The sequence below is a fragment of the Raineyella fluvialis genome (assembly GCF_009646095.1).
In the GTDB taxonomy this organism is placed as follows: Bacteria; Actinomycetota; Actinomycetes; order Propionibacteriales; family Propionibacteriaceae; genus Raineyella; species Raineyella fluvialis.
Map to the genome: position 1 here is coordinate 2,766,845 of NZ_CP045725.1, position 21,263 is coordinate 2,788,107.

Below are 21,263 nucleotides of genomic sequence, written 5' to 3' on the forward strand. Positions count from 1 at the left end.
CGATGACCGGGACGACCGCGCCTGATCCTCCCTCGGGGAAGTTCTCCCCAGCCCCTCCTGCGCGGGCTCCGGCTCGTCCACAGGGCTGATCTGAGCGGGGTCGACACGCCGCCTGCGGTCCGAGGCTGGGGGCATGACGCAGCCAGAGAACCCTGTCCGGGACCGCCCCCGCCTGCTGACGGGCGACGAGGAACGCCGCCTCGCCCGCATGATCGAGGCGGGCGTCATCGCCCGTCACTTCCTCGACACCGCCACCCCCTGCCCCCTCGGTACCCCCGACGAGTTGCGCGCCGTCGTCGAGGAGGGTCTGAGGGCACGGGAGCGCTTCCTGTCGGCCAATATCGGGCTCGTCGTGCACCTCGTCCGTCGTGACGCCGGGACGTCGGCACCGGAGCGGGAGGACCTCGTCCAAGAGGGGTGTGTCGGCCTTGCCGAAGCGCTGGCCACCTTCGATTGGGCCCGTGGCACCCGCTTCTCCACGTGGGCGGTGCCGTACGTACGCTCCCGGATCGCGGAGGCCCGTCGGCTGGACCGCGGGGGAATCCGCATCCCGGTCCGACGGCTCCGCCAGGCCGCGGCCGCCGGCGAGCAGGTGCTCAGCACCTCCTCCATCCACGGGGTCGAGGAGTTGGAGACGACGTGGTGGCGCGACGACCCCCTCTGCGAGGACGATGGTCCGCCCTGGGAGGAGCTCGTGGCAGGCTGGCGGGACCTGTCCGATGAGCAACGGGCGGTGCTCTCGCATCGCTACGGTCTGGCGGGCGGGCCCGCCGGCACCCAACTCGCGACCGCGGCGGCACTCGGGATGCCGGTGAAACGCGTCCGGGCCACCGAGGCCGCCGCGCTCGAGTACCTGCGTGACGTGTGCCTCGCGGGCTTGTGACGCCGCAGCCTTTGCCGACAGCATCCTCGTGTCCGCGGTCATCGTCATCGTCCCCGGTTGCCTCCCGATGGTGGAATGCCCACGGCGGGGCTACTGTCAGGGCACTGTCCCGGCGCGGCGGAAGCCGGTGAGAACCCGGCCGGCCGCGCCGCTGAGCCCTGTCAGAGGGACGCGAGATGCCGTAGGAGGCCGTGATGTCATCCACCCCGCCGGCGCGGTCCCCAGGCACGTCAGCACCCAGCGTGTGGCAGACCCTGCTGACGTCGTGGACGCGTGCGGACCGGATGCGTGTCGCGGGGGTGCTGGCTGTGGTGGTCCTGATGCACCTGCTGGCGTTCGGGGTGCTGTTCGGCGTGCTCGTCCCGGCGCATTACCACGTGGGCACCCGAGCCTTCGGCGTCGGACTGGGACTGACGGCGTACACGTACGGTCTGCGGCACGCCTTCGACGCCGACCACATCGCGGCGATCGACAACACCACCCGCAAGCTCCGCGGCGAGGGTACGCGGTCCACCTCGGTGGGATTCTGGTTCTCCCTGGGACATTCCACGATCGTGGCGGTGCTGGCGGCCCTCGCCGCCGCGGGATCCCAGATGGTCACTGCGTTGACCAGGGACGGGAATGCGGCACCGCGGATCCTCGGGTTGGTCGGGACGACTGTCTCGGGCGGCTTCCTCTACCTCATCGCGGCGCTCAACCTGGTGGCCCTGGTCGGGATCCTGCGGGTCTGGCAGGCGATGCGGCGCGGCGAGTACGACGAGAGCCGACTGGAGGAGCACCTCGACTCCCGCGGAGTCGTGGCGCGCATCCTGCGCCGGTTGAACCGCACGATCAGCCATCCGGGGCAGATGTACCTGGTGGGCATGCTCTTCGGCCTCGGCTTCGACACCGCGACCGAGGTGGTGCTGCTCGTCATCGCGGGCAGCGGTGCGGCCTCGGGCCTGCCGTGGTACGCCATCATGGTGCTGCCGTTGCTGTTTGCGGCGGGGATGAGTCTGCTGGACACCCTCGACGGGCTGTTCATGAGCGTGGCGTACGACTGGGCGTTCCTCGATCCGGTCCGGAAGGTCTACTACAACCTCTCGATCACCGGATTGTCCATCGCCGTGGCCCTCGTCATCGGGACGATCGACTTCGTCGGGGTGCTGCACGACGACGTCGGCTGGGTGAACCCCTTCAGCACGTGGATCAGTGGCATCGGGCTCAACAATGTGGGCTTCGTCGTGGTGGGCCTCTTCGTCCTTGTGTGGGTCGTCGCTGTCGCTTACTGGCGCGCGACGAGGGTGGGGGATCGGTGGGTCGTCGAGGAGGAGGTCCGGCGCTGACCAGCCAGCTGGTCAGGCCCGCTCGATCGCGGCGAGTCCTCGGCGGAACGATGCCGCGACAGGTCTGCCGCCGGACAGCCGGATCATCCAGCACATCAGCCGTCCCCGCACGGTGCTGCCGGTTCGGTTCCAGGTGATGTGCACCGAACTGCCTCCGCCGGGAGTCGGCCGGATCGCAGCGGAGACATAGCTGCCGGGGCGGCAGAAGTTGCTTTCCCGCACCGTCCAACGCACAGTGACGGGATCGGACCAGTCGTAGTGCTCGAGAGCCCAGACGTTCCCGCCGGGGCCTCGGCTGCCCTCGCGGACATCGGCGGTGGTGTCACCGACCGCCACGACCTCGTACAGCGACGGCTCGATGCCGGGCCACAGCCCGGTGCGGTCATCGGAGAAATCGATCAGCGCGGCGCGCATCTTCTCGGGAGCCGCCGCCGTCTCCAGGTCAAAGGCGACCTCGCCACCCCTGGTCATCATGTGGCCAGTGTCACACGAGGCGGCTGTGAGCGAAGGAAGTCGTGAAACGAAGAACGCTCCGACAGGGCATTTACCCTTGTCGAAGCGTGTTTCGCGTGGCTCCCCCGACTGGACTCGAACCAGTAACCCTTCGATTAACAGTCGAATGCTCTGCCAATTGAGCTACGGAGGATCAGGCACCTGCTGGCGCTGGCGCCGAGAAAGAACACTAGCATCGGAACGCCGACCGGCCAAATCGAGGACGGTTCGTCCGGCCCGATCCGGACGGCTCAACGTCCCCCGTACGGGTCGTACTCCGACCTCAGCTCGGCCAGCGCCGCTTCGGCTGCCTCCCTGGCGCCCGGGTCGGACCACCGGGTGCCCTTGTTGACCGAGGCGTGCCACTCGAACACCGGCGGCTCCGCGCCCAGCACCCGCCGTCCGACGACCATGACACCGTGCTTGGTCCCCGGCACTACGACCTGGCGGCGGACCATGATGCTGGCCTCCACCCGTTCCTTGAAGAGCTCCGGCATGCTCCCGGGCTCCTCGAGGGCGAGATCGCCCCGTCCGCCGTCGTAGTCGACCCAGCTGAGCCGTTGGGTGTCCTTGTCCCAACCACCACGGAGGATCCGATGCCAGGCCAGCGCGTGCCACCCGTTCCCGTCGTCGTACACGAGGTGGCCCGGGAATCCGATGACGTACCGGTCGCCGTCGCGGCCCCAGGCGAGCAGGCGCGTACGGTCAGGACCGTCGTCCGGCACCATCGCGACGGCCGCCCGGCGAACCTCGACCGGGAGAGCCTGTCGACGCCACCTCATGCCTGTGGCCCTGACGACGGCGCCTGTGCCGGGGGAAGGGCGGCCAGGTCGTCGAGGAACGAGGTCGCCCAGGCGTCGATGTCATGGGTGAACACCTGACGACGCAGCGCCCGCATCCGCCGGCGCTTGTTCTGCACCGTGTCGTTCATCGCCAGGGTCATGCCGTGCTTCATGCTGTTGATGTCGTAGGGGTTGATCATGTACGCCTGGCGCAGCTCACCGGCTGCCCCGGTGAACTCGCTGAGCACCAGGGCCCCGTCCGTGTTGCTGCGGCAGGCGACGTACTCCTTGCACACCAGGTTCATCCCGTCCCGCAGCGGTGTGACCACGCAGACGTCCGCGGCTGTGTACATCGCCGCCAACTCGGCGCGGGGGAACGACGCGTGCAGGTAGGTGATCGCCGGTCGCCGGACGTCGCCCAGGTCGCCGTTGATGCGCCCGACCAGCATGTTCACCTCGTCGCGGAGGCGCTTGTACTCCTCGACCCGTTCGCGCGACGGCGTCGCCACCTGGAGGAACGCCACCTTCCTGGGATCGACGATCCCGTCGGCGACGAGCTCCCCGTAGGCGCGGAGCCGGTGGTAGATGCCCTTGGTGTAGTCGAGCCGGTCGACCCCGAGGAAGAGCACCTCAGGGTCGCCCAGTTCCCGGCGCAACTCGGCGGCCCGTTCAAGGGTGGCCTGGGATTGCGCGAGCGACTCCAGTCCTTTGGCGTCGATCGAGATCGGGTACGCCTTGGCGCGGGTCGAGCGTCCCGTGGGGAGGGTGACGACCTCACGATGGGTCTCCATCTTCAGCCGGTGACGGCAGATCCGGGTGAAGTTCTGGGCACCGCCGGGGGTTTGGAACCCGATGATATCGGCCCCGAGGAGACCCTCGATGATCTGGCGCCGCCACGGCAGCTGCTGGAAGAGCTCGATCGGGGGGAACGGGATGTGCAGGAAGTATCCGATCCGCAGGTCCGGGCGACGCTGGCGCAGCATCTGCGGCACCAGCTGCAACTGGTAGTCCTGGACCCATACCGTGGCGCCCTGGGCGGCCACCTGGGCCGTCGCCTCCGCGAATCGCTCGTTGACGGCGTGGTAGGCGTCCCACCATTCACGGTGGTACTCCGGCTTGGCCACCACGTCGTGGTAGAGCGGCCACAGGGTGCCGTTGGAGAAGCCCTCGTAGTACTCCTCGACCTCCTGCGCGCTCAATTGCACCGGGACGAGGTGATAGCCGTCGTAGTCGAAGGGGTCGAGCGCCTCGTCGGGGGCGCCATGCCATCCGACCCAGGCGCCCTGCCGGTCCCGCATGACGGGCTCGAGCGCGGTGACGAGGCCCCCCGGCGCCGTGCGCCAGGCGGTGCCGCCCCCACCGTCGCTCGCCCGGTCCACCGGAAGCCGGTTGGCCACCACAACGAAGTCGGCCGGGTGGGACTCTGCTGCTTCTGCTGATTCTGCTGACATGCGCGATCATCCTCCCATCGGTGTCACCCAATCTATCCCGTGCAAGAGTGGGACCCATGGACAAGCTCGACGCCGTGCTCGCCGCACCGGACCGTACGATCCTCGCCCTCGACTTCGACGGCACCCTAGCGCCGATCGTTCCCGACCCCGATCGCGCGTTCGCGGACCCGGTGGCGATCGCCGCATTGCGCCGCCTCTCGCCCCTGCTCCTGCGGGTCGCCGTCGTCACCGGCCGTCCTGCCCTGAAGGCCGTCGAGCTCGGCAGCCTGGCCGGCGGCGCTGGGCTGGAGCATCTCATCGTGATGGGCCAGTACGGCATCGAACGCTGGGAGGCGTCGAGCGGGGAGGTCGTCGCGCCCGCGTTGCCGGAGGAGATCATCGCCGTCAAGGAGGCGTTGCCGGCGCTGCTGGCCGCCGCTGGCCACCCCGACGCCTGGATCGAGGACAAGGGGAGAGCGGTCGCCGTCCACACCCGTCGACTGGCGGATCCCGCAGTGGCGCAGGCGGACCTGTCCGAACCGGTCCAACGGCTCGCCGAAGAGCACGGTCTGCGGGTCGAACCGGGTAAGAACGTCCTGGAGATCCGTGCCGGGGGTTTCGACAAGGGCGACGCGATCCGGGACCTGGTGCAGCGCTTCGATCCGGCCACCGTCGTCTACGCCGGAGACGATCTGGGCGACCTCGCCGCCTATGACGCGGTGGCCGCCCTTGCCGAGGAGGGGCGAACGCCGGTGCTGGTGTTCCCCCGGATGCCGGGGGAGGACAGTCCGCTGGCCGACCGGGCCGACATCATCCTCGAGGGCACGGACGGGATGGCGGAGTGGCTGACCGTGCTGGCCGATCGGCTGGAGACGCGACGGGAGACCTCACCCGACCCCCTAGAATCGTGAGGGCGTGCCAGTAGCTCAGCCGGTCAGAGCAGCGGACTCATAATCCGTCGGTCGTGGGTTCAAGCCCCACCTGGCGCACTCATCGTCTGCGTCGCCCGCCAAACGATCGCCTGCCGGTCCTGAGGATCGGCCCCGGCGTACGTGTGATCGGTTGATGTCTGTGGCCTGCCCTAGCGTTGGTTTCATGCAAGGAGAACTGTTCGACGGGCCCGATCCGGGCCCGGAGCGTACGGGCCGGGAGTTGGATACCGGCCCGGTCGACGCGGCCGATCCGACGATGCTGGACGTGGTCACCCCGCTGGCGTTGAGCCCGCAACGGCTGCTGCCCGCCACCATCGGGGAGGCGATGGAGGAGATAGACGCCCTACGCACCCTGCAGGCCACGGTGGAGGCCCGCCAGTTCGCGATCACCGCCCACCTCGCCGCCCTCACCCCCACCCCCGCGCCCGAGCAGGCCCTGCTGCCCGGCGGGGAAGCAGTGGTCGACCTCGGCGGGGACGGCTGCCCCCTGGTCGCGGAGTTCGCCGTCCTGGAGATCGCCGCCCTGCTCCACACCACCCACCAGGCCACCCGCGGCCAGATCGCCGACGCCCTCTCCGTGCGCTGGCGCCACCCCCGCATGTGGCAAGCCGTGATGGGCGCCCACCTACCCGTATGGCAGGCCCGCAAGATCGCCCAAGCCGTCCGCTGGGCCGGCCTCGACCGGGCCCAGGCCCTCCGCGTCGACAAAGCCATCGCCCCCGCCCTGGGCGCCCTGTCCTGGACCCGCCTGGAGCAGCTCGTCGAGGGCGAGATCGTCGCCGCCGACCCCGCCCGTGCCGCCCAGGCCGAGGAACGCGCCCGCACCGGCCGCTACGCCCACGTCCACCGCGACGAAACCGGCACCGCCGGCGTCCGCACCGTCCTCGCCCGGATCGCGACCCCCGACGCGACCCAACTCGACGCGACCCTCACCCGCCTCGCCACCACCATCGCCACCACCGACGAGGGGCACGGGGAGAGCCTGGACGAGCGCCGCGCCCGCGCCCTGGGCATCCTCGCCACCCCCGAACGCGCCGCCGCCCTCCTCGCCGGCAACACCACCACCGCCGACCGACTCAAAGCCCCCGTCCGTCTCTACGTCCACGTCAACGCCGACCGCCTCGGCCCCGACGGCGTCGCCCGCCTCGAAGGCGAAGGCGCCGTCCCCGTCGCGAGCCTGCGGGCGTTGCTCGCGGACTCCACCGTGCGGGTCACCGGCGTGATCGACCACCGCGCCTCCGAGCCCGTCGACGCCTACGAGATCCCCGAACGCATGCGCGAACAAGTCATCCTCGCCAACCCCTACGAAATCTTCCCCTGGGGATCACGCCGGGCCCGCCACACCGACCTCGACCACACCACCCCCACAGCCAAGGCGGAGAAACCAGCCCCGCCAACCTCGGCCCGCTGGGCCGGACCGCGCACCGGGCGAAAACCCACGCCGGCTGGCGCTGCCACCAAACCCGCCCCGGCCACTGGCTCTGGCGCACCCCCTACGGCCGCACCTACCACGTCGACAACTGGGGCACCCACACCCCCGACAACCCCACCACCGACCAGCACTCCACCACCGAACTCGACGCCCTCCTCCGCCTTTCGTCGGTGCGCGGCCAAAGTGGCGTCAGCCTCCCAGCTTCGCCCCCACGATCGCCCCGCCGCCGGCGGCCCAGGCCGGGGGCACGTAGGCGCAGCTCGGGTCGGAGGCGAGCGGGTCGCCCAGCATTGCGTAGGCGCGGGCCCGGGAACCGCCGCAGATCCAGTTGAACTCGCAGACGCCGCATTTGCCGGAGTACTGCGACGGCTTCCGCAGCGCCTGCATCATCGGCGCCTCGGCGTAGATCTCGTGGAAAGGCCGGTCCCGGACGTTCCCACAGTCGAAGGGAAGGAACCCGCTGGGATAGACGTCCCCCACGTGGTCGATGAACGCGAAGCCGCTCCCGGAGTTGACCCCGATAGCCGGGCGGGGCGGGCGACGGTGGCCGCCATCGCCGAGGAGTTCGATGGTGCGCTCCATCAGTCGGGCGTGGAGAGGGCCCGTCGCTGGCAGGGGAAGGCCCGCCTCGAGCGCGTCGTCCCGTTGGATCGCCACGCGCCGGTACGTCTGCCCTTCGGTGGTCTTGATCGCGATGCGGTCGGAGATGTCGTGCAGCCAGTGCATGACATCCTCCATCTCCTCGGGGGAGAGTCCCTCGAGGTCGGAGCCGCGGCCCATCGGCACGAGGAAGAGCAGGTACCAGAGGTGGGCGCCCATCCCCATGACGGTCTGGAGGATCCCGGGCAGCTCATCGAGGTTGTTGCGACAGATGGTCGTGTTCACCTGGAACCGGAAGCCGTGCTTCACCACCAGCTTCGCGGCCTCGAGCGTGGCGTCGAAGGTGCCCTCGATGCCACGGAAGGAGTCGTGCGTTGCGGCGGTCGCGCCGTCCAATGACAGCGAGAACGCCTTGACCCCGGCGGAGCGTACGGACGCCAGTCGCTCGTCTGTCAGCAGCGGGGTGACCGACGGTGACAGGGCGATCGGCAGCCCGATCGACGTACCGTACGCGATCAGCTCCTCCAGATCGGGGCGTTCGAACGCATCCCCGCCCGACAGGATGACGATGGGGCGTGGAGTCCCGTAACTGGCGAAGTCGTCGAGCAGCGCCTTGCCCTCAGCCGTGGTCAACTGCCGCGGATCGGGACGGGTGAAGGCGTCGGCGCGACAGTGGCGGCAGGCCAGCTGACAGGCTCGGGTCACCTCCCAGACCAGGACGTGGGGGCGCTCCCCGGCGTCGTGATGGAGTGTGCGGACGACGCCCGGGTGTGCGGCCGTGTGCATGGACATGCGTCCACGGTACATGTAGTACGAGGTTGGCCGTAGTCAGCCGTCGAGGTCGGCCAAGGGCTCGTGGGACGACACGGCCTCCGGGATGTGCGGCTCCGGACGGGGGATCGGCTTCATCCGGTGCGGGATCCGGTCGCGGGCGTAGGTGATCTCCGAGTAGCCGTGCTCCAAGGGGCGGCCCTGGTCGTCGAGGGACACCATGACGATCTTGTCGACCGTGATGATCGACTCGCGCGTCACCATGTTGCGGACGTTGCAGCGCAAGGTCAGCGAGGTCCGGCCGAACTTCACCGGGAAGATGCCCAGTTCGATGATGTCGCCCTGCCAGGCGGACGAGACGAAGTTGATCTCCGACATGTACTTCGTCACGACGCGCTCGTTGCCGAGCTGCACGATCGAGTACAGCGCCACCTGCTCGTCGATCCAGGAGAGCAGATGTCCTCCGAACAGGGTCCCGTTCGCATTGAGGTTCTCGGGGCGGACCCACATCCTGGAGTGATAACGCATCCCTTGCTCGTCCATGGGGTCAGTCTAGGGACGCCTGATCCATCACGCCGGTCAGCGTGCTCCCGCGGACGCCGTTGAACCATTCGAGGATCGTGCGCCCCACACCGTCCTCGGAGCAGGACCGCTCGACCGCCCGGCCGATGCCGGCCAGCAGGGGATGCCGAGGTGGCATCACGTACGCGCGACCCGCCCAACTGAGCATCTCCAGGTCGTTCGGCATGTCGCCGAAAGCGGCGACGTCGCCGGCGTCCAGCCCGAGCGTGGCACAGTAGCGGGCCAGCATGGCGGCCTTGTCCACGCCGCGGGCGCCGACCTCGACCAGCACCCGTTCCCCGGTGTCGGCTCCGCGCGTCGACCAGGTGAGGGTGAGTTCCTCCCCGGCCACCTCCCGCAACGCAGTCAGTACGTCGTCCAGCGGGGCACGGTAGGACTGCACCAGCACCTTGAGGACGGGGCCACCGACCAGCAGGTCCTCCAGCGGCGCGCAGCGATAACCCGGAACGGTAGGTGGGGACTCCAGGTAGCCCGGCTCGTAGCCGAACGAATCCCCACGTTGCAGCCCCAGCGTGACACCGGGCAGGACCTCGCGCACCCGCTGGCCCAGGGTCGCGATCAGCGCGGGGTCGATGTCCACGACCTCGGCGACCTCGCCCGTCGCCAGGTCATAGCGGATGGCCCCGTTGCACCCGATCACCGGCGCGGTGGGCAGGCCGAGGTCGGCGATCGGCTGCATCCAGGTCGGCGGCCGTCCCGTGGCGAACACCACGTGCACGCCCTCGTCCAGGGCTGCCCGGACGGCGCGCGCGTTGGTCTGGGAGACGACCCCGTCGGGATGGAGGAAGGTGCCGTCCAGATCGGTGGCGATGAGGCGGGGAATCACAGCTTCGACCTTTCAGGGATGCCGGACGCGGAGGCGGTCGGCGATGCCGAGGGTGATGCCGAGCGTGGTGACGGTGAGGGTGAGGGTGTCGCGGACGCCGACGACGGGGAGGGGGACGGCGATGCCGAGGCCGACTGCGGTTGCGGGGGCGGAGGGGACTGCGGGGGCTCGTGGCGGAACAGCAGGATGGCGATCGCTATCGCAAGAGCGGTCAGCAGCACCATCAGCAGCCAGGAGACGAAGAGCGTCACCCATCCCGCCCGGTCATGGCGTCCGGGCCAGGGCAGCGGCCACTGGGATGTACGTCCGGGTGTGGTGTCGTCGGCCCAGGGCAGCCGATAGTCGGGCCCGGCCGGCGGAGGCGTCACCGAGGGCAGAGCGAGGCCGACGTCGGCCAGGATCGACTCGGCGAGCGGTAACTGGCCGGCGGCCAGCGCCACCCAGGGGGCTTCGGGCTCGGCATCGGCGACCGGTGCGGCCGAAGGACGCAACCTCGACGTGAGGCGACCGCTGTCCTGGCCATGCCCGCCGCGGGCCACGACAAGATCGACGTGCAGACGGTCCACCCGACCGGTGAAGCGGTCGCGCGCCACCCGCTCGGCCGCTGCCCCCCGGGACAGCAGGACCAGCACCACCTCGCGCGGCCCGCCGTCCTGCCCCTCGCCTACCTCCCGCCCGCCGGACCGCTCATGGTCGCGGTACTCATGGGCGGCGTACGCCACCCCGGAAGCCTCGTCCGCCAGGCGCGCATCCAACCAGAACCCGCCGACTCGAGGCGGATCCTCAGGACGGAGGGGCCGGGCGAGCGGCTCGGGGGCGGCGTCAGTGGTCATCGTCCCCATCTCACCACACCCTGCCAAGCCCGGCGGTCTGCTTGCGCGGTGGCCGATGATGGACGTGCGGTCTGCGAGGATGGTCCGCACCGGACGACGGGAGGCAGAGGTGGACAACCAGGAGGCGGCCCGACTGGTCGACGAGGCCCTGACGCAGGTGCGGCGGGTCATCGTCGGCCAGGAGCACATGGTGGAGCGGCTGATGGTCGCTCTCCTCGCCCGTGGCCACTGTCTCCTCGAGGGGGTGCCGGGTACGGCCAAGACGCTGGCGGTGAGGACCTTCGCCACCGTCGTCGGCGGCGACTTCGCCCGGGTCCAGTTCACACCCGACCTGGTCCCCTCCGACATTGTCGGCACCCGCATCTACAAGCCCTCCGAGGAGGGATTCGACGTCGAGCTCGGCCCGATCTTCGTGAACTTCCTGCTCGCCGACGAGATCAACCGGGCGCCGGCCAAGGTGCAGTCGGCGATGCTGGAGGTGATGGGGGAGCGGCAGGTCTCCATCGGCGGGACGACGTTCCCCGCCCCGAGCCCCTACATCGTCATCGCGACCCAGAACCCGATCGAGTCCGAGGGCGTCTACCCCCTGCCCGAGGCCCAGCGCGACCGGTTCCTGCTGAAGGTGGACGTCCCCTACCCCCACGGCGACGAGGAGTTCGAGATCCTGCGCCGGATGAGCGTCGACGTGCCGGTGGCCCGGCCGGTGCTCGACAACGCCTCGGTGCTCGAACTCCAGCAGCGGACCAGCCACGTCTTCGTCCACCAGCTGGTCGCCGAGTACATCGTCCGGCTGGTCCTTGCCACGCGGTCGCCGGCGGACTTCGGACTGCCCGACCTCGCCGACGTCATCTCCATCGGCTGCTCGCCACGCGCCACCCTCGGGCTGGTCGGAGCCGCCCGCGCCCTCGCCCTCATCCACGGTCGTGACTACGTCCTGCCGACCGACGTCCAGGCCGTGGCCCGCGACGTGATGTCCCACCGGCTCCAGTTGGGTTTCGACGCCGTGGCTGACAACGTCGACCCGGCGGAGGTCATCGACCGGGTGGTGGCGATGGTGCCGGCGCCCACTCCGGTCTGGGAGGAGCAGCCGAGCTTCCATGGCTGACGATGCCGCCTCCTCCCTGGTCCGCCCCCCGGACCACCCGACGCTGCCGCTCGATCGGCTCGCGCCGGAGGCGGCTCTGCGCCGGCTCGAACTCACCGTCGTACGGCGCCTCGAGGGGTACCTCCAGGGCGACCACCTCGGCGTGCTGCCCGGACCGGGCAGCGACCCCAACGACGCGCGGCCCTACCGTCCGGGCGAGGACGACGTCCGCAAGATCGACTGGCCCGTGACGGCCCGCACCCAGGTCACCCAAGTCCGTGACACCATCGCCGATCGCGAGCTCGAGGTGTGGGCGCTGCTCGACATGACCCCATCGATGAACTGGGGCACCGCCGGCATCACCAAACGCGACCTCGGCATCGCCGCCCTCGCCACCTTCGGGTTCCTCTCGCAGCGGATGGGCGACCGGTTCGGCGGCATGGTGATGCGTCCCGAGGGTGTTCGCCTCGTCCCGGCCCGATCCGGCCGGACGGCCCTGTACGGGCTGTTGCGCTCGCTCCTCGAGGAACCCATCGTCCCCGACGCCACCGACCCGGGGCTGCCCCTCGCGGACGCCATCGATGACCTCGGCCGGGCCCAGCGGCGGCGTGGGCTGCGGATCATCGTCTCGGACTTCCTCACCCCAGGTGACACTGAGGTGGACCCCGACGTACCCCCGCCGTGGGAGCGCGCGTTGCGACGCCTCTCGGTGCGCAACCAGGTGATCGCCGTCGAGGTGATCGACCGCCGGGAGGTGGAGTTCCCCGACCTCGGCGACATCCTCGTCCGCTCGCCCGAGACCTCGTTCCAGCGCTACGTCAACACGGGTGACGCCCGGTTGCGACGGGCCATGGATGCCGCCGCAGCACGGCAGCGGGAACGCACCCGCCTCGCCCTGCGCCGAGCAGGCGTCGGTCACCTGCTGCTGCGTACGGACGGTGACTGGGTCTCCGAGATCGCGAGGTTCGTCCTCGGGTACCGGCGCACGGCCGGCTTCCTGCACCGGCCACCGCGCGGGGTGGCACGATGATTGCCGGGCGCCTGATGTGCGGGGGCGTCTGATGAAGGGACTGGCCGAGTTCTGGCGCGAGCTCGCCTTCGACCAGCCCTGGCGGCTGCTCTTCCTGCTGCTCGTGCCGGCGATCGTCGGCCTCTACGTCTGGGCCTCCCACCGGCCGGGCCGGCGTGGCGTACGTCTCACCACGACCGCCCTGCTTGATCTGGTCGGCGGCCGCCGCTCGCAGTGGCGGCGCCACCTGGCGGTCGCCCTGTCACTGCTGGCACTCACCGCGGCCATCGCCGGCTGGGCCCAGCCCACCACGCTCGCCAACGTGCCCCGGGAGCGGGCCACCGTCGTCCTGGTGATGGACGTGTCACTGTCCATGGAGGCCAAGGACGTGACACCGACCCGGCTGGCCGCCGCCGTCAGCGCCGCCACCACCTTCGTCGGGGACATCCCACCGGCCTACAACGTCGCACTCGTCACGCTGTCGGGCAATCCGTCGGTCGTCGTGCCGCCCACGCTCGACCACGCGGCCATCACCCGGGCCCTCGCCGGGCTGAAGCCCCAGGAGTCCACCGCCATCGGCGATGCGATCCTGGCCGGATTGCGCGCGCTGGAACAGGCCCGCGGGACCCGGCCCATCCCGGTCAGCTCGCGCCCGGGGCGATCGTGCTGCTCTCGGACGGCGACAACACCGCGGGGACCAGCGCGGTCCAGGGTGCCCAGAAGGCGGCCGAGGCCAAGGTGCCGGTGCACACCATCGCCTTCGGCACCGAGAACGGCTACGTGGACGTCGACGGCAAGCGGGAGTCGGTGCCGCCCGACCCGGCGGTCCTGGCGGAGGTCTCCCGGATCACCGGGGGCCAGACCTTCAGTGCGGACTCCACCCGGGGCCTCGACCGGGTGTACCGCAACATCCGTTCGGACGTGGGGATGGAGAAGAAGTCCACCGACGTCAGCTCGACGTTCGCCGGCTACGCCATGATCGCCGCCGTGCTCGCCACCCTGGCGGCCATCACCCTGGGGGCCCGACGCCGATGAGTCCGATGATCCCGATGATCCAGTTCCTCTCCCCGGGGCGCCTGTGGTGGCTGCTCCTCGTGCCGCTGCTGCTCCTCGTGCACCTCGTGGTCTCCGGTCTGGCTGCCCGCGGCCGAGGGGCCCACGACCCGCTGCTGGCCGCCGTACGCGTCGAACGGTCCTGGCAGGTGCACCTGGCGGTCATCCTCGCCGCGCTGAGCCTGGTCGCCCTGACCGTGGCTTTCGCCCGGCCCAAGCAGGACGTCCTGCAGCCCCGCGAGAGGGCGACGATCGTGGTCGCGATCGACGTGTCGTTGTCGATGCAGGCCGACGACGTCACGCCCACCCGGCTGGGAGCCTCCAAGGAGGCGGCCATGGACTTCGTCCGCTCCCTCCCGCCGAAGTTCAACGTGGCCCTGGTGTCCTTCGCCGGCACCGCGACGGTCGTCGTCCCCCCGACCCAGGACCGCGGGGTGGTGACCTCGGCCATCGACGGCCTGCGCCTGCAGCCCTCCACCGCGATCGGCGAGGGGATCTACACCGCCCTGAGCGCGCTGAACCAGGTCCCGCCCGACCCCGAGCACCCGAACGACCCGCCTCCCGCGCGGATCGTGCTGCTCTCCGACGGGTTCACCACGATCGGGCGCCCCGCGGCGGAGGCCGCGCAGCAGGCCCGCAGCCAGTCGGTGCCCATCTACAGCATCGCGTACGGCACCCTCGGCGGCTCGATCATGATCGAGGGCAGTCGCCAGCCCGTTCCCGTCGACTACAACGAGCTCGCCACGGTCGCCCGGATCTCCGGAGGCAAGGCCTATCGAGCCACCACCGCCAATCAGCTCAAGGAGGTCTACCGCGACATCGGTTCGTCGGTCGGCAAGGTGGCTGTCCCCGTCGACGTCTCCAACCGCTACGTCGGTGTCGCCGCGGCCTTCGCCCTGCTGGCGTCCCTCGGGGTGGTGTCGCTCGCCGCCCGCTGGCCGTGAGTAGGGTGCGTGCCATGGCAGAGGGTCCCACGACAGACGGTCCGGCGCCGGACGTACGCGGCAATCTCGTGGCGGTCCGGGCGCGGATCGACGCCGCCTGCCGTGCCGCGGGGAGGGATCCGGGCGAGGTCCGCCTGCTGCCGGTGAGCAAGACCCGCGGACTGGAGCTGATCCGCGAGGCGTACGACGCCGGTTACCGCCGGATGGGGGAGAACCGTGTCCAGGAGGCCCTCGGCAAGTGGGAGGGCAGCAAGGACTGGCCCGGAGTCGAGTGGGCGGTCATCGGCCACCTCCAGACGAACAAGGCGCGCGACGTCGCCCGTTTCGCGGCGGAGTTCCAGGCACTCGACTCGTTGCGGCTCGCCCGCGAGCTCGACCGCCGGCTGCAGGCCGAGGGCCGCGGGCTGGACGTCCTGATCGAGGTCAACTCCTCGGGTGAGCCGCAGAAGGCGGGAGTGGCCCCGAGGAGGCTCCGGCCCTGGCGCAGGAGCTGGCGGCGTTCGACTCCCTGCGCGTCAGGGGCCTGATGACGGTGGCGGTGCGCTCCGAGGACCTCGCCCAGGTGGAGGCCTGCTTCCGGGTGATGCGGCGGCTGCAGGAGCGCCTGCGACAGACCGACCGCGCAGCGGGCAGCTACGACGAGCTGTCGATGGGGATGTCGGGCGACTTCGAGGCGGCCATCAGGCATGGTTCCACCTGCGTACGCCTCGGCCGGGCGATCTTCGGGCCCAGGCCGGTCCACCCGGAACCGGGCCGACTGGCGCACTGACCCCCGTTCGGCAAGAATGGGCACTGTTCCGACGTGGACACGAGGTTGCTGGGGAAGGCGTATCTCGTACCAGGGAGGAACGAACATGACGAACACCAGGGGCGTCCTGTACGTCCACTCCGCACCGGCGGCTCTGCGTCCACACCTCGAGTGGGCGGTCGGCGGGGCCTTCGGCGTACCCGTCCACTTCGAGTGGTGCTCACAGCCCGCCGAGCCGGGCCTGCACCGGTGCGAGCACTCCTGGGTCGGGCCCGTGGGGCTCGGCGCCAAGGTGACGTCCGCGCTGCGCGGATGGGACCACCTGCGGTTCGAGCTGACCGAGGAACCCACCTCGGTCAGTGACGGGCAGCGGTGGATGTGGACGCCCCGGCTGGGGCTGTTCCGTGGCCAGGTGGGCCACAGTGGCGACATCGTGCTGCCCGAGGAACGGGTCCGCTGGGCGATGACCCAGGACAACCCCCAGACGGCCCTGCTCGATCTGCTCGGCGAGCCGTGGGATGCCGAACTGGAGGTGTTCCGCTGGGCGGGCGAGGGTGCGCCGGTGCGCTGGCTGCATCGCGCGGTCTAGCGCTAGGCCCGTCGCAGACCACGACCGACACCGCCCTCCCGTGGACCGTACGTGGTCCGCGGGAGGGCGGTGGTCTCAGCAGTCGATCAGCCGAGATCAGTCGATCAGTCGGTGATGTTGGCGCTGGTGAACGTCAGAGCGACGTTGTGGCCGCCGAAACCGAACGAGTTGTTGATCGCCGCGATGTCGCCCTGGGGCAGCTCGCGAGCGGTCGTGGCGATGTCGATCCCCAGACCGTCCTCGGGATCCTCGAGGTTGATCGTCGGGGGGACGAGGCGGTTCTTCAGCGCCAGCACGGTGAACATCGATTCCATCGCACCGGCAGCACCCAGCAGGTGGCCGGTCTGCGACTTCGTGCCGGTGAAGATGACCTCGTCGGTGGCGTCGCCGAGGGCGCGGCGCACCGAGTTCACCTCGGTGACGTCGCCGGCCGGGGTGGAGGTCGCGTGGGCGTTGACGTGCTTGACGTCGCTCGGCTGCAGACCGGCGTCCAGCACGGCGAGGCGGACCGCCTCCGACTGGCCGAAGCCGTCGGGGTCAGGGGCCACCATGTCGTACGCGTCGGAGCTGATGCCAGCCCCGGCGAGGGTGGCGTAGATGGTGGCGCCGCGGGCGATGGCATGCTCCAGCGACTCCAGCACGAGCACCGCGGCACCCTCACCGAGGACGAAGCCGTCGCGGTTCTTGTCCCAGGGGCGGGAGGCCTTCTCAGGCTCGTCGTTGCGGCGCGACAGCGCCTGCATCTGGCCGAACGCGGCGACCGGCAGCGGGTGGATGACGCCCTCGGCGCCACCGGCGACGACGACGTCGGCCCGGCCCAGCCGGATGATGTCCAGGCCCTGGGCGATCGCCTCGTTGCCGGAGGCGCACGCGGAGACCGGGGTGTGGATGCCGGCGCGGGCGCGCAGCCGCAGGCCGATCGTCGCGGCCGGCGCGTTGGCCATCAGCTTGGGGATGGTGAACGGGCTGACCCGGCGGGCGCCCTTGTCCTTCTGCACGTCCCACTGACCCAGCAGGGTGTGCAGACCGCCGATGCCGGTACCGACGGACACGGCCAGGCGGGTGGGGTCGAGGGTGTTCTCGTCGTCCAGCCCGAAGCCGGCATGCCGCCAGGCCTCGAGGGCGGCGACGGTGCCGAGCTGGGTGGAGCGATCCATCTTGCGGGCCTCGACCCGGTCGATCAGGGTGGCGGGGTCGACGGCGGCCTCCGCGGCGATCCGGGTCGACAGGTCCTGCGCCCAGTCGTACGACAGCGCGTGGACACCCGAGGTGCCCTTGACGACATTGGCCCACGAGGTGGCGGCGTCGCCGCCCAGAGGGGTCGTGGCACCGAACCCGGTGACGACAACGGTGGAGGACATGGTTCAGGCTCCTAGGATCGCGAAAGTGTTCTGCAGGCGTGGGACCGACCGGCAGCCGGCCCCACGCCGGGTGCGTGCGTCAGTTGGAGGCGCGCTCGATGTAGGCGACGGCGTCGCCGACGGTCTTGAGGTTCTTCGACTCCTCGTCGGGGATCGAGACGCCGAACTTCTCCTCGGCGGCGTAGATGATCTCGACCATCGACAGCGAGTCGATGTCCAGGTCGTCGGTGAACGACTTGTCCAGCTGGACGTCCTCGACGGGGATGCCCGCGACCTCGTTCACGATCTCGCCCATGGCAGCGGTGATCTCTTCGGTGGTAGCCATACTTGTCTCCTTGTGATGGGTGGCTTGGTCAGGTTGGAAGGTATCAGGGGAGGACGATGACCTGGCCCGAGTAGACCAGTCCGGCGCCGAAACCGATGATCAGGCACGTCTCACCCGAGTGCACCTGACCGTCCTCGTACAGGGCCTCGATCGCCATCGGGATCGAGGCGGCCGACGAGTTGCCGGTGTGCGCGATGTTGTGCGACACCAGCACGGACTCCGGCAGCTTCAGCGTGCGGACCATCGCCTGGGTGATCCGGTCGTTGGCCTGGTGCGGCACGAAGACGTCGAGGTCCTCGGGGGCCAGCCCGGCGGCGGCCAGCGCCTGCTCGGCGTAGTGGCAGACGGTGAACGCGGCCCACTTGAAGACCGGGTTGCCGTTCATCACCAGGACGGGATGCTTGCCCTCGGCGACGGCCTGGGGCCAGTGCGGCACCTGCTGGATGAGGTCGCCCTGCTCGGCGTCGGAACCCCAGACGACCGGGCCGATGCCCGGCTCGTCGGAGGGGCCGACGACGGCCGCGCCGGCGCCGTCACCGAAGATGAAGGCGGTGGAGCGATCGTTCTGGTCGGTCAGGTCGGAGAGTCGCTCGACGCCGATCGCCAGCACGTACTTCGCCGCGCCGGAACGCACCAACGCATCGGCCTGGGCCAGGGCGTACGAGTAGCCGGCGCAGGCGGCGGAGATGTCGTACGCCGCGGCCTTGCTGCCCAGGTCGCCGGCGATGACACAGGCGAGGCTGGGGGTCTGGGTGAACCAGCCGACGGTGGAGACGATGATCGCGCCGAGCTCCTCCACCGGGACGCCGGAGCGCTCGATGGCCTTCTTGGCGGCCTCGGCCGCCATGTACTCGACGGTCTCCTCACCGGTCGCCCAGTGCCGCTCGGTGATGCCGGACCGGGTGCGGATCCACTCGTCGGAGGACTCGATCCAGGTGCAGACCTCCTCGTTCGTGACGATCCGTGAGGGGGAGTAGCCGGACATCCCGTAGATCCGGGCGTACGGCGACCCTACGGACGCCTTGATCGGGTGGCGGGACTGGCTCATCGGGTGACCTCCGTGGCGTCGGCGTTCTCGGTGGACTGGGTGGCGTGCCGGGCGACGAACTCGCGGGCTGCGGGCAGTTCGTCGGGCGTGTTCAGGGCGAAGACCTCGACACCCTTGAGGTTGCGCTTGGCGATCCCGGTCAGGGTGCCGGCCGGCGGCAGCTCGAGAAGGCCGGTCACACCCAGAGTGCGCAGGGACTCCATGCACAGGTCCCAGCGGACGGGTGCCTCGACCTGACCGACCAGGCGCTGGAGCATGTCGGTGCCGGACTCGACGACCTGACCGTCACGGTTCTGCAGCAGCTTCGTGCGGGGTGCGTGCGTCGCGATCGCCCGGGACAGGCGCTCGAGGCGCGCGGTCGCCGGGGCCATGTGCACGGTGTGGAAGGCGCCGGCCACGCTCAGCGGGATGAACCGGGTGCGCTGCGGGAGGTTCTCCTTGAGCGCCTCGAGTTCCTCCATCGTGCCGGCGGCGACGATCTGGCCGGAACCGTTGTGGTTGGCCGGGGTGAGTCCCGCGGCCGCGATGGCGGCCAGGACCTCCTCCTCCTTGCCGCCGATGACGGCTGCCATCGAGGTCGGGCGTACGGCCGAGGCCTCTGCCATCCCCTTGCCGCGCTCGCGGACGAAGACCATCGCCTGCTCAGCCGACAGCACCCCGACGAACGCGGCGGCCGTGATTTCGCCGACGGAATGGCCGGCGACGACGCCGACCCCACGCAGGTCCTCGGGGAGGAGAACAGGGACGGGGCGGATGCCAGGCCGGCGGCGACCAACAGCGGCTGGGCGATCGCGGTGTCGCGAATGGTGTCCTCGTCGGCCTTCGTCCCGTAGTACTCGAGATCCAGGCCGCCGACCGCAGACAGCCAGTTCAGGCGATCGGCGAAAGCGGGGTCCGCCAGCCACGGTTCGAGGAATCCTGGTTTCTGAGCGCCTTGTCCCGGCGCGACGACTGCGAGCACGCTTCCACTCTCCCGCCTCGGGGCCACGGATGCGGCAGGCGCGGCAGACGAAATCGGACGTCCCAAGTTTGTCGGAATCCCACAAGGGCCCGCCATGGCGGGGGCTGCAGGGGTCAACCGACGTGGTCCCCGAACAGGCGACCCAGGGTGAGGGCCAGCCTCAGCGTGTACGAGTCGCGCGGGTCGGTGGGTGAATATCCGGTCACCTCGTGGATCCGCTTGAGCCGGTAGCGGACCGTGTTGGCATGGACGAAGAGCGCTCGTGCCGAGGCCTCGATCGACAGGCCCTCGTCCAGGAAGCAGGTGAGGGTCTCCAACAGGCCGCCGCCCGACTCCACCAGCGGCCCGTACACGTCCCGGGCCAGGGCCCGGCGGGCGTGCCCGTCTCCGGACAGCGCCCGCTCGGGCAGCAGGTCGTCGGCGTGGACCGGACGGGGGGCGGCCGGCCAGCCAGGGGCGGCGCGCAGTCCGGACAGTGCGGCCCGGGCGCTCCCACTGGCCAGGGACAGCTGGTCCACCCGGGGCCCGACCACCACCGGCCCGTCGCCGAAGCGGTCGGCCAAGGGGGCGACGATCGGTAGCGGGTCGGCGTCAGGGGCCAGGCGATCCCCACCCAGCACCACGACCAGACGGTCGCTGTGCACCGCGGCCAGGCAGTCCAGCCCGCGGGTGCGCGCCATCCTGCGGGTGTCCTCGATCTTGCCCTCCGCCTCGGCGCCCGGGGCGGAGCCGACCATCACCAGCGCTCCCGCGGTGGAGCGCCACCCGAGGGTGGCCACCCGTGACATCACGGAGTCGTCGACCTCCCCGCGCATGACCGCATCGACGACGGTCGCCTCCTGGCGGATATCCCAGGCGCCCCGCACCTCCGCCGCCGCCGCGTAGACCTCGGCGGCGGCGAAAGCGACGTCCCGGCTGTACTCGTTGAGCGCGGCATGCAGGTAGGGGCGATCGGCTCGCGGCATCAGTTCGTCGATCTGGGCGTCGACCGTGTCGATGACGCTGCGGGTCAGGTCGACCGTCTGCTTCAGGGTCACGTGGCGGGACAGCTCCCGCGGTGCCCGGTCGAAGATCTGGACCCGGGCCGAGCCCCCTCGCCGAACCAGTTGATGAAGCCGTCGACGCCCGCACGGGCGACGAGGGTCACCGAGGCCCGGTGCTCCGGACTGAGTCGTCCGAACCACTCGTAGCGCGCATCCACCTCCGCGATGGCGGCGGTCGTCATCTTGGCCGCCACCTGCCGCAAACGGCGG

General features: G+C 70.4%; 20 protein-coding genes, 2 tRNA genes and 4 pseudogenes. 11 read left to right on the forward strand and 15 right to left on the reverse strand.

Translation table 11 applies throughout. The annotated features are described in order from the left end of the window. The first annotated feature begins 133 nt into the window (after nucleotides 1-133). Both Rai3103_RS12650 and nicT read left to right on the forward strand, forming a co-directional pair. Nucleotides 134-883, forward strand: coding sequence for a sigma factor (locus tag Rai3103_RS12650; RefSeq protein ID WP_153572898.1), 750 nt, complete (start codon nucleotides 134-136; stop codon nucleotides 881-883). A 194-nt stretch (nucleotides 884-1,077) separates the two neighbouring features. Then, nucleotides 1,078-2,208, forward strand: coding sequence for a Nickel transporter NicT (nicT, locus tag Rai3103_RS12655; RefSeq protein ID WP_153572899.1), 1,131 nt, complete (start codon nucleotides 1,078-1,080; stop codon nucleotides 2,206-2,208). Nucleotides 2,209-2,220: 12 nt separating this feature from the next. Here nicT and Rai3103_RS12660 read toward each other — a convergent pair whose 3' ends face one another. The 4 genes from Rai3103_RS12660 to Rai3103_RS12675 all read right to left on the reverse strand — a co-directional run bounded on the left by Rai3103_RS12660 (nucleotide 2,221) and on the right by Rai3103_RS12675 (nucleotide 4,933). Next, nucleotides 2,221-2,682, reverse strand: coding sequence for a hypothetical protein (locus Rai3103_RS12660; protein WP_153572900.1), 462 nt, complete (start codon nucleotides 2,680-2,682; stop codon nucleotides 2,221-2,223). 96 nt (nucleotides 2,683-2,778) lie between these two features. Then, nucleotides 2,779-2,854 (reverse strand) — tRNA-Asn (locus Rai3103_RS12665). Between the two features lie 97 nt (nucleotides 2,855-2,951). Continuing rightward, the gene (locus Rai3103_RS12670; protein ID WP_153572901.1) at nucleotides 2,952-3,482 is read right to left on the reverse strand and encodes a hypothetical protein; all 531 of its coding nucleotides are present in this window, start codon (nucleotides 3,480-3,482) and stop codon (nucleotides 2,952-2,954) included. Continuing rightward, the gene (locus Rai3103_RS12675) at nucleotides 3,479-4,933 is read right to left on the reverse strand and encodes an alpha,alpha-trehalose-phosphate synthase (UDP-forming) (protein WP_153572902.1); all 1,455 of its coding nucleotides are present in this window, start codon (nucleotides 4,931-4,933) and stop codon (nucleotides 3,479-3,481) included. Before Rai3103_RS12675 ends, Rai3103_RS12670 begins: the two co-directional genes overlap by 4 nt. A gap of 56 nt (nucleotides 4,934-4,989) precedes the next feature. Here Rai3103_RS12675 and otsB point away from each other — a divergent pair, with 56 nt between their 5' ends. Continuing rightward, complete coding sequence (gene otsB, locus Rai3103_RS12680) at nucleotides 4,990-5,823, forward strand: trehalose-phosphatase (protein ID WP_153572903.1); 834 nt, start codon at nucleotides 4,990-4,992, stop codon at nucleotides 5,821-5,823. Nucleotides 5,824-5,827: 4 nt separating this feature from the next. Next, nucleotides 5,828-5,901: transfer RNA gene (locus Rai3103_RS12685), tRNA-Ile, on the forward strand. Between the two features lie 286 nt (nucleotides 5,902-6,187). On the opposite strand, the gene Rai3103_RS12690 is transcribed toward Rai3103_RS12685, so the two are convergent. From Rai3103_RS12690 to Rai3103_RS12715, 6 genes are all read right to left on the reverse strand, one after another. Then, nucleotides 6,188-6,436, reverse strand: coding sequence for a hypothetical protein (locus Rai3103_RS12690; protein WP_153572904.1), 249 nt, complete (start codon nucleotides 6,434-6,436; stop codon nucleotides 6,188-6,190). 33 nt (nucleotides 6,437-6,469) lie between these two features. Beyond that, nucleotides 6,470-7,075 (reverse strand): hypothetical protein, encoded by a 606-nt coding sequence (locus tag Rai3103_RS12695; protein ID WP_153572905.1) that lies wholly within the window; start codon nucleotides 7,073-7,075, stop codon nucleotides 6,470-6,472. A 390-nt stretch (nucleotides 7,076-7,465) separates the two neighbouring features. Next, nucleotides 7,466-8,668, reverse strand: a complete 1,203-nt coding sequence (locus Rai3103_RS12700) for a TIGR04053 family radical SAM/SPASM domain-containing protein (protein ID WP_228488904.1) — start codon at nucleotides 8,666-8,668, stop codon at nucleotides 7,466-7,468. A 36-nt stretch (nucleotides 8,669-8,704) separates the two neighbouring features. Continuing rightward, complete coding sequence (locus Rai3103_RS12705; RefSeq protein ID WP_153572906.1) at nucleotides 8,705-9,190, reverse strand: acyl-CoA thioesterase; 486 nt, start codon at nucleotides 9,188-9,190, stop codon at nucleotides 8,705-8,707. Nucleotides 9,191-9,194: 4 nt separating this feature from the next. Next, entirely contained in the window at nucleotides 9,195-10,055 is an 861-nt protein-coding gene (locus tag Rai3103_RS12710) for an HAD hydrolase family protein (protein ID WP_153572907.1), read from the reverse strand. Continuing rightward, the gene (locus Rai3103_RS12715; RefSeq protein WP_153572908.1) at nucleotides 10,052-10,888 is read right to left on the reverse strand and encodes a hypothetical protein; all 837 of its coding nucleotides are present in this window, start codon (nucleotides 10,886-10,888) and stop codon (nucleotides 10,052-10,054) included. The genes Rai3103_RS12710 and Rai3103_RS12715 overlap by 4 nt, the downstream gene beginning before the upstream one ends. A gap of 109 nt (nucleotides 10,889-10,997) precedes the next feature. Here Rai3103_RS12715 and Rai3103_RS12720 point away from each other — a divergent pair, with 109 nt between their 5' ends. From Rai3103_RS12720 to Rai3103_RS12745, 7 genes and pseudogenes are all read left to right on the forward strand, one after another. Next, entirely contained in the window at nucleotides 10,998-11,993 is a 996-nt protein-coding gene (locus tag Rai3103_RS12720; protein WP_422396006.1) for an AAA family ATPase, read from the forward strand. Continuing rightward, nucleotides 11,986-13,002 (forward strand): DUF58 domain-containing protein, encoded by a 1,017-nt coding sequence (locus Rai3103_RS12725; protein ID WP_153572909.1) that lies wholly within the window; start codon nucleotides 11,986-11,988, stop codon nucleotides 13,000-13,002. The genes Rai3103_RS12720 and Rai3103_RS12725 overlap by 8 nt, the downstream gene beginning before the upstream one ends. Nucleotides 13,003-13,033: 31 nt before the next feature. After that, a pseudogene (locus tag Rai3103_RS17890) lies at nucleotides 13,034-13,555 on the forward strand (VWA domain-containing protein); the annotation flags it as partial. 89 nt (nucleotides 13,556-13,644) lie between these two features. Continuing rightward, nucleotides 13,645-14,016, forward strand: coding sequence for a vWA domain-containing protein (locus Rai3103_RS17895; RefSeq protein WP_228489375.1), 372 nt, complete (start codon nucleotides 13,645-13,647; stop codon nucleotides 14,014-14,016). 5 nt (nucleotides 14,017-14,021) lie between these two features. Further along, nucleotides 14,022-14,978, forward strand: a complete 957-nt coding sequence (locus Rai3103_RS12735) for a VWA domain-containing protein (RefSeq protein WP_153572910.1) — start codon at nucleotides 14,022-14,024, stop codon at nucleotides 14,976-14,978. A 14-nt stretch (nucleotides 14,979-14,992) separates the two neighbouring features. After that, nucleotides 14,993-15,747: pseudogene (locus tag Rai3103_RS12740) on the forward strand (YggS family pyridoxal phosphate-dependent enzyme). Nucleotides 15,748-15,832: 85 nt separating this feature from the next. Next, nucleotides 15,833-16,315 carry a DUF3145 domain-containing protein gene (locus Rai3103_RS12745; protein ID WP_153572911.1) on the forward strand — a complete coding sequence of 161 codons (483 nt, stop codon included), beginning with the start codon at nucleotides 15,833-15,835 and terminating at the stop codon, nucleotides 16,313-16,315. 104 nt (nucleotides 16,316-16,419) lie between these two features. On the opposite strand, the gene Rai3103_RS12750 is transcribed toward Rai3103_RS12745, so the two are convergent. The 5 genes and pseudogenes from Rai3103_RS12750 to Rai3103_RS12770 all read right to left on the reverse strand — a co-directional run bounded on the left by Rai3103_RS12750 (nucleotide 16,420) and on the right by Rai3103_RS12770 (nucleotide 21,235). After that, nucleotides 16,420-17,676, reverse strand: a complete 1,257-nt coding sequence (locus tag Rai3103_RS12750) for a beta-ketoacyl-[acyl-carrier-protein] synthase family protein (protein ID WP_153572912.1) — start codon at nucleotides 17,674-17,676, stop codon at nucleotides 16,420-16,422. Between the two features lie 79 nt (nucleotides 17,677-17,755). Next, entirely contained in the window at nucleotides 17,756-18,001 is a 246-nt protein-coding gene (locus Rai3103_RS12755; protein ID WP_153572913.1) for an acyl carrier protein, read from the reverse strand. 43 nt (nucleotides 18,002-18,044) lie between these two features. Further along, nucleotides 18,045-19,049, reverse strand: a complete 1,005-nt coding sequence (locus Rai3103_RS12760; RefSeq protein ID WP_153572914.1) for a beta-ketoacyl-ACP synthase III — start codon at nucleotides 19,047-19,049, stop codon at nucleotides 18,045-18,047. After that, a pseudogene (locus tag Rai3103_RS12765) lies at nucleotides 19,046-20,010 on the reverse strand (ACP S-malonyltransferase). Before Rai3103_RS12765 ends, Rai3103_RS12760 begins: the two are co-directional and overlap by 4 nt. 113 nt (nucleotides 20,011-20,123) lie before the next feature. Beyond that, nucleotides 20,124-21,235 (reverse strand): annotated as a pseudogene (locus Rai3103_RS12770) (PucR family transcriptional regulator). Nucleotides 21,236-21,263 lie beyond the last annotated feature (28 nt).

What these genes read in the sequence shown, in the direction of transcription:
- otsB (WP_153572903.1), top strand. Translation starts at nt 4,990, where the DNA reads ATGGACAAGCTCGACGCCGTGCTCGCCGCACCGGACCGTACGATCCTC.
- nicT (WP_153572899.1), top strand. Translation starts at nt 1,078, where the DNA reads ATGTCATCCACCCCGCCGGCGCGGTCCCCAGGCACGTCAGCACCCAGC.
- Rai3103_RS12660 (WP_153572900.1), bottom strand. Translation starts at nt 2,682, where the DNA reads ATGATGACCAGGGGTGGCGAGGTCGCCTTTGACCTGGAGACGGCGGCG.
- Rai3103_RS12745 (WP_153572911.1), top strand. Translation starts at nt 15,833, where the DNA reads ATGACGAACACCAGGGGCGTCCTGTACGTCCACTCCGCACCGGCGGCT.
- Rai3103_RS12760 (WP_153572914.1), bottom strand. Translation starts at nt 19,049, where the DNA reads ATGAGCCAGTCCCGCCACCCGATCAAGGCGTCCGTAGGGTCGCCGTAC.
- Rai3103_RS12650 (WP_153572898.1), top strand. Translation starts at nt 134, where the DNA reads ATGACGCAGCCAGAGAACCCTGTCCGGGACCGCCCCCGCCTGCTGACG.
- Rai3103_RS12715 (WP_153572908.1), bottom strand. Translation starts at nt 10,888, where the DNA reads ATGACCACTGACGCCGCCCCCGAGCCGCTCGCCCGGCCCCTCCGTCCT.
- Rai3103_RS12700 (WP_228488904.1), bottom strand. Translation starts at nt 8,668, where the DNA reads ATGTCCATGCACACGGCCGCACACCCGGGCGTCGTCCGCACACTCCAT.
- Rai3103_RS12750 (WP_153572912.1), bottom strand. Translation starts at nt 17,676, where the DNA reads ATGTCCTCCACCGTTGTCGTCACCGGGTTCGGTGCCACGACCCCTCTG.
- Rai3103_RS12755 (WP_153572913.1), bottom strand. Translation starts at nt 18,001, where the DNA reads ATGGCTACCACCGAAGAGATCACCGCTGCCATGGGCGAGATCGTGAAC.
- Rai3103_RS12670 (WP_153572901.1), bottom strand. Translation starts at nt 3,482, where the DNA reads ATGAGGTGGCGTCGACAGGCTCTCCCGGTCGAGGTTCGCCGGGCGGCC.
- Rai3103_RS12705 (WP_153572906.1), bottom strand. Translation starts at nt 9,190, where the DNA reads ATGGACGAGCAAGGGATGCGTTATCACTCCAGGATGTGGGTCCGCCCC.
- Rai3103_RS12725 (WP_153572909.1), top strand. Translation starts at nt 11,986, where the DNA reads ATGGCTGACGATGCCGCCTCCTCCCTGGTCCGCCCCCCGGACCACCCG.
- Rai3103_RS12675 (WP_153572902.1), bottom strand. Translation starts at nt 4,933, where the DNA reads ATGTCAGCAGAATCAGCAGAAGCAGCAGAGTCCCACCCGGCCGACTTC.
- Rai3103_RS12735 (WP_153572910.1), top strand. Translation starts at nt 14,022, where the DNA reads ATGATCCCGATGATCCAGTTCCTCTCCCCGGGGCGCCTGTGGTGGCTG.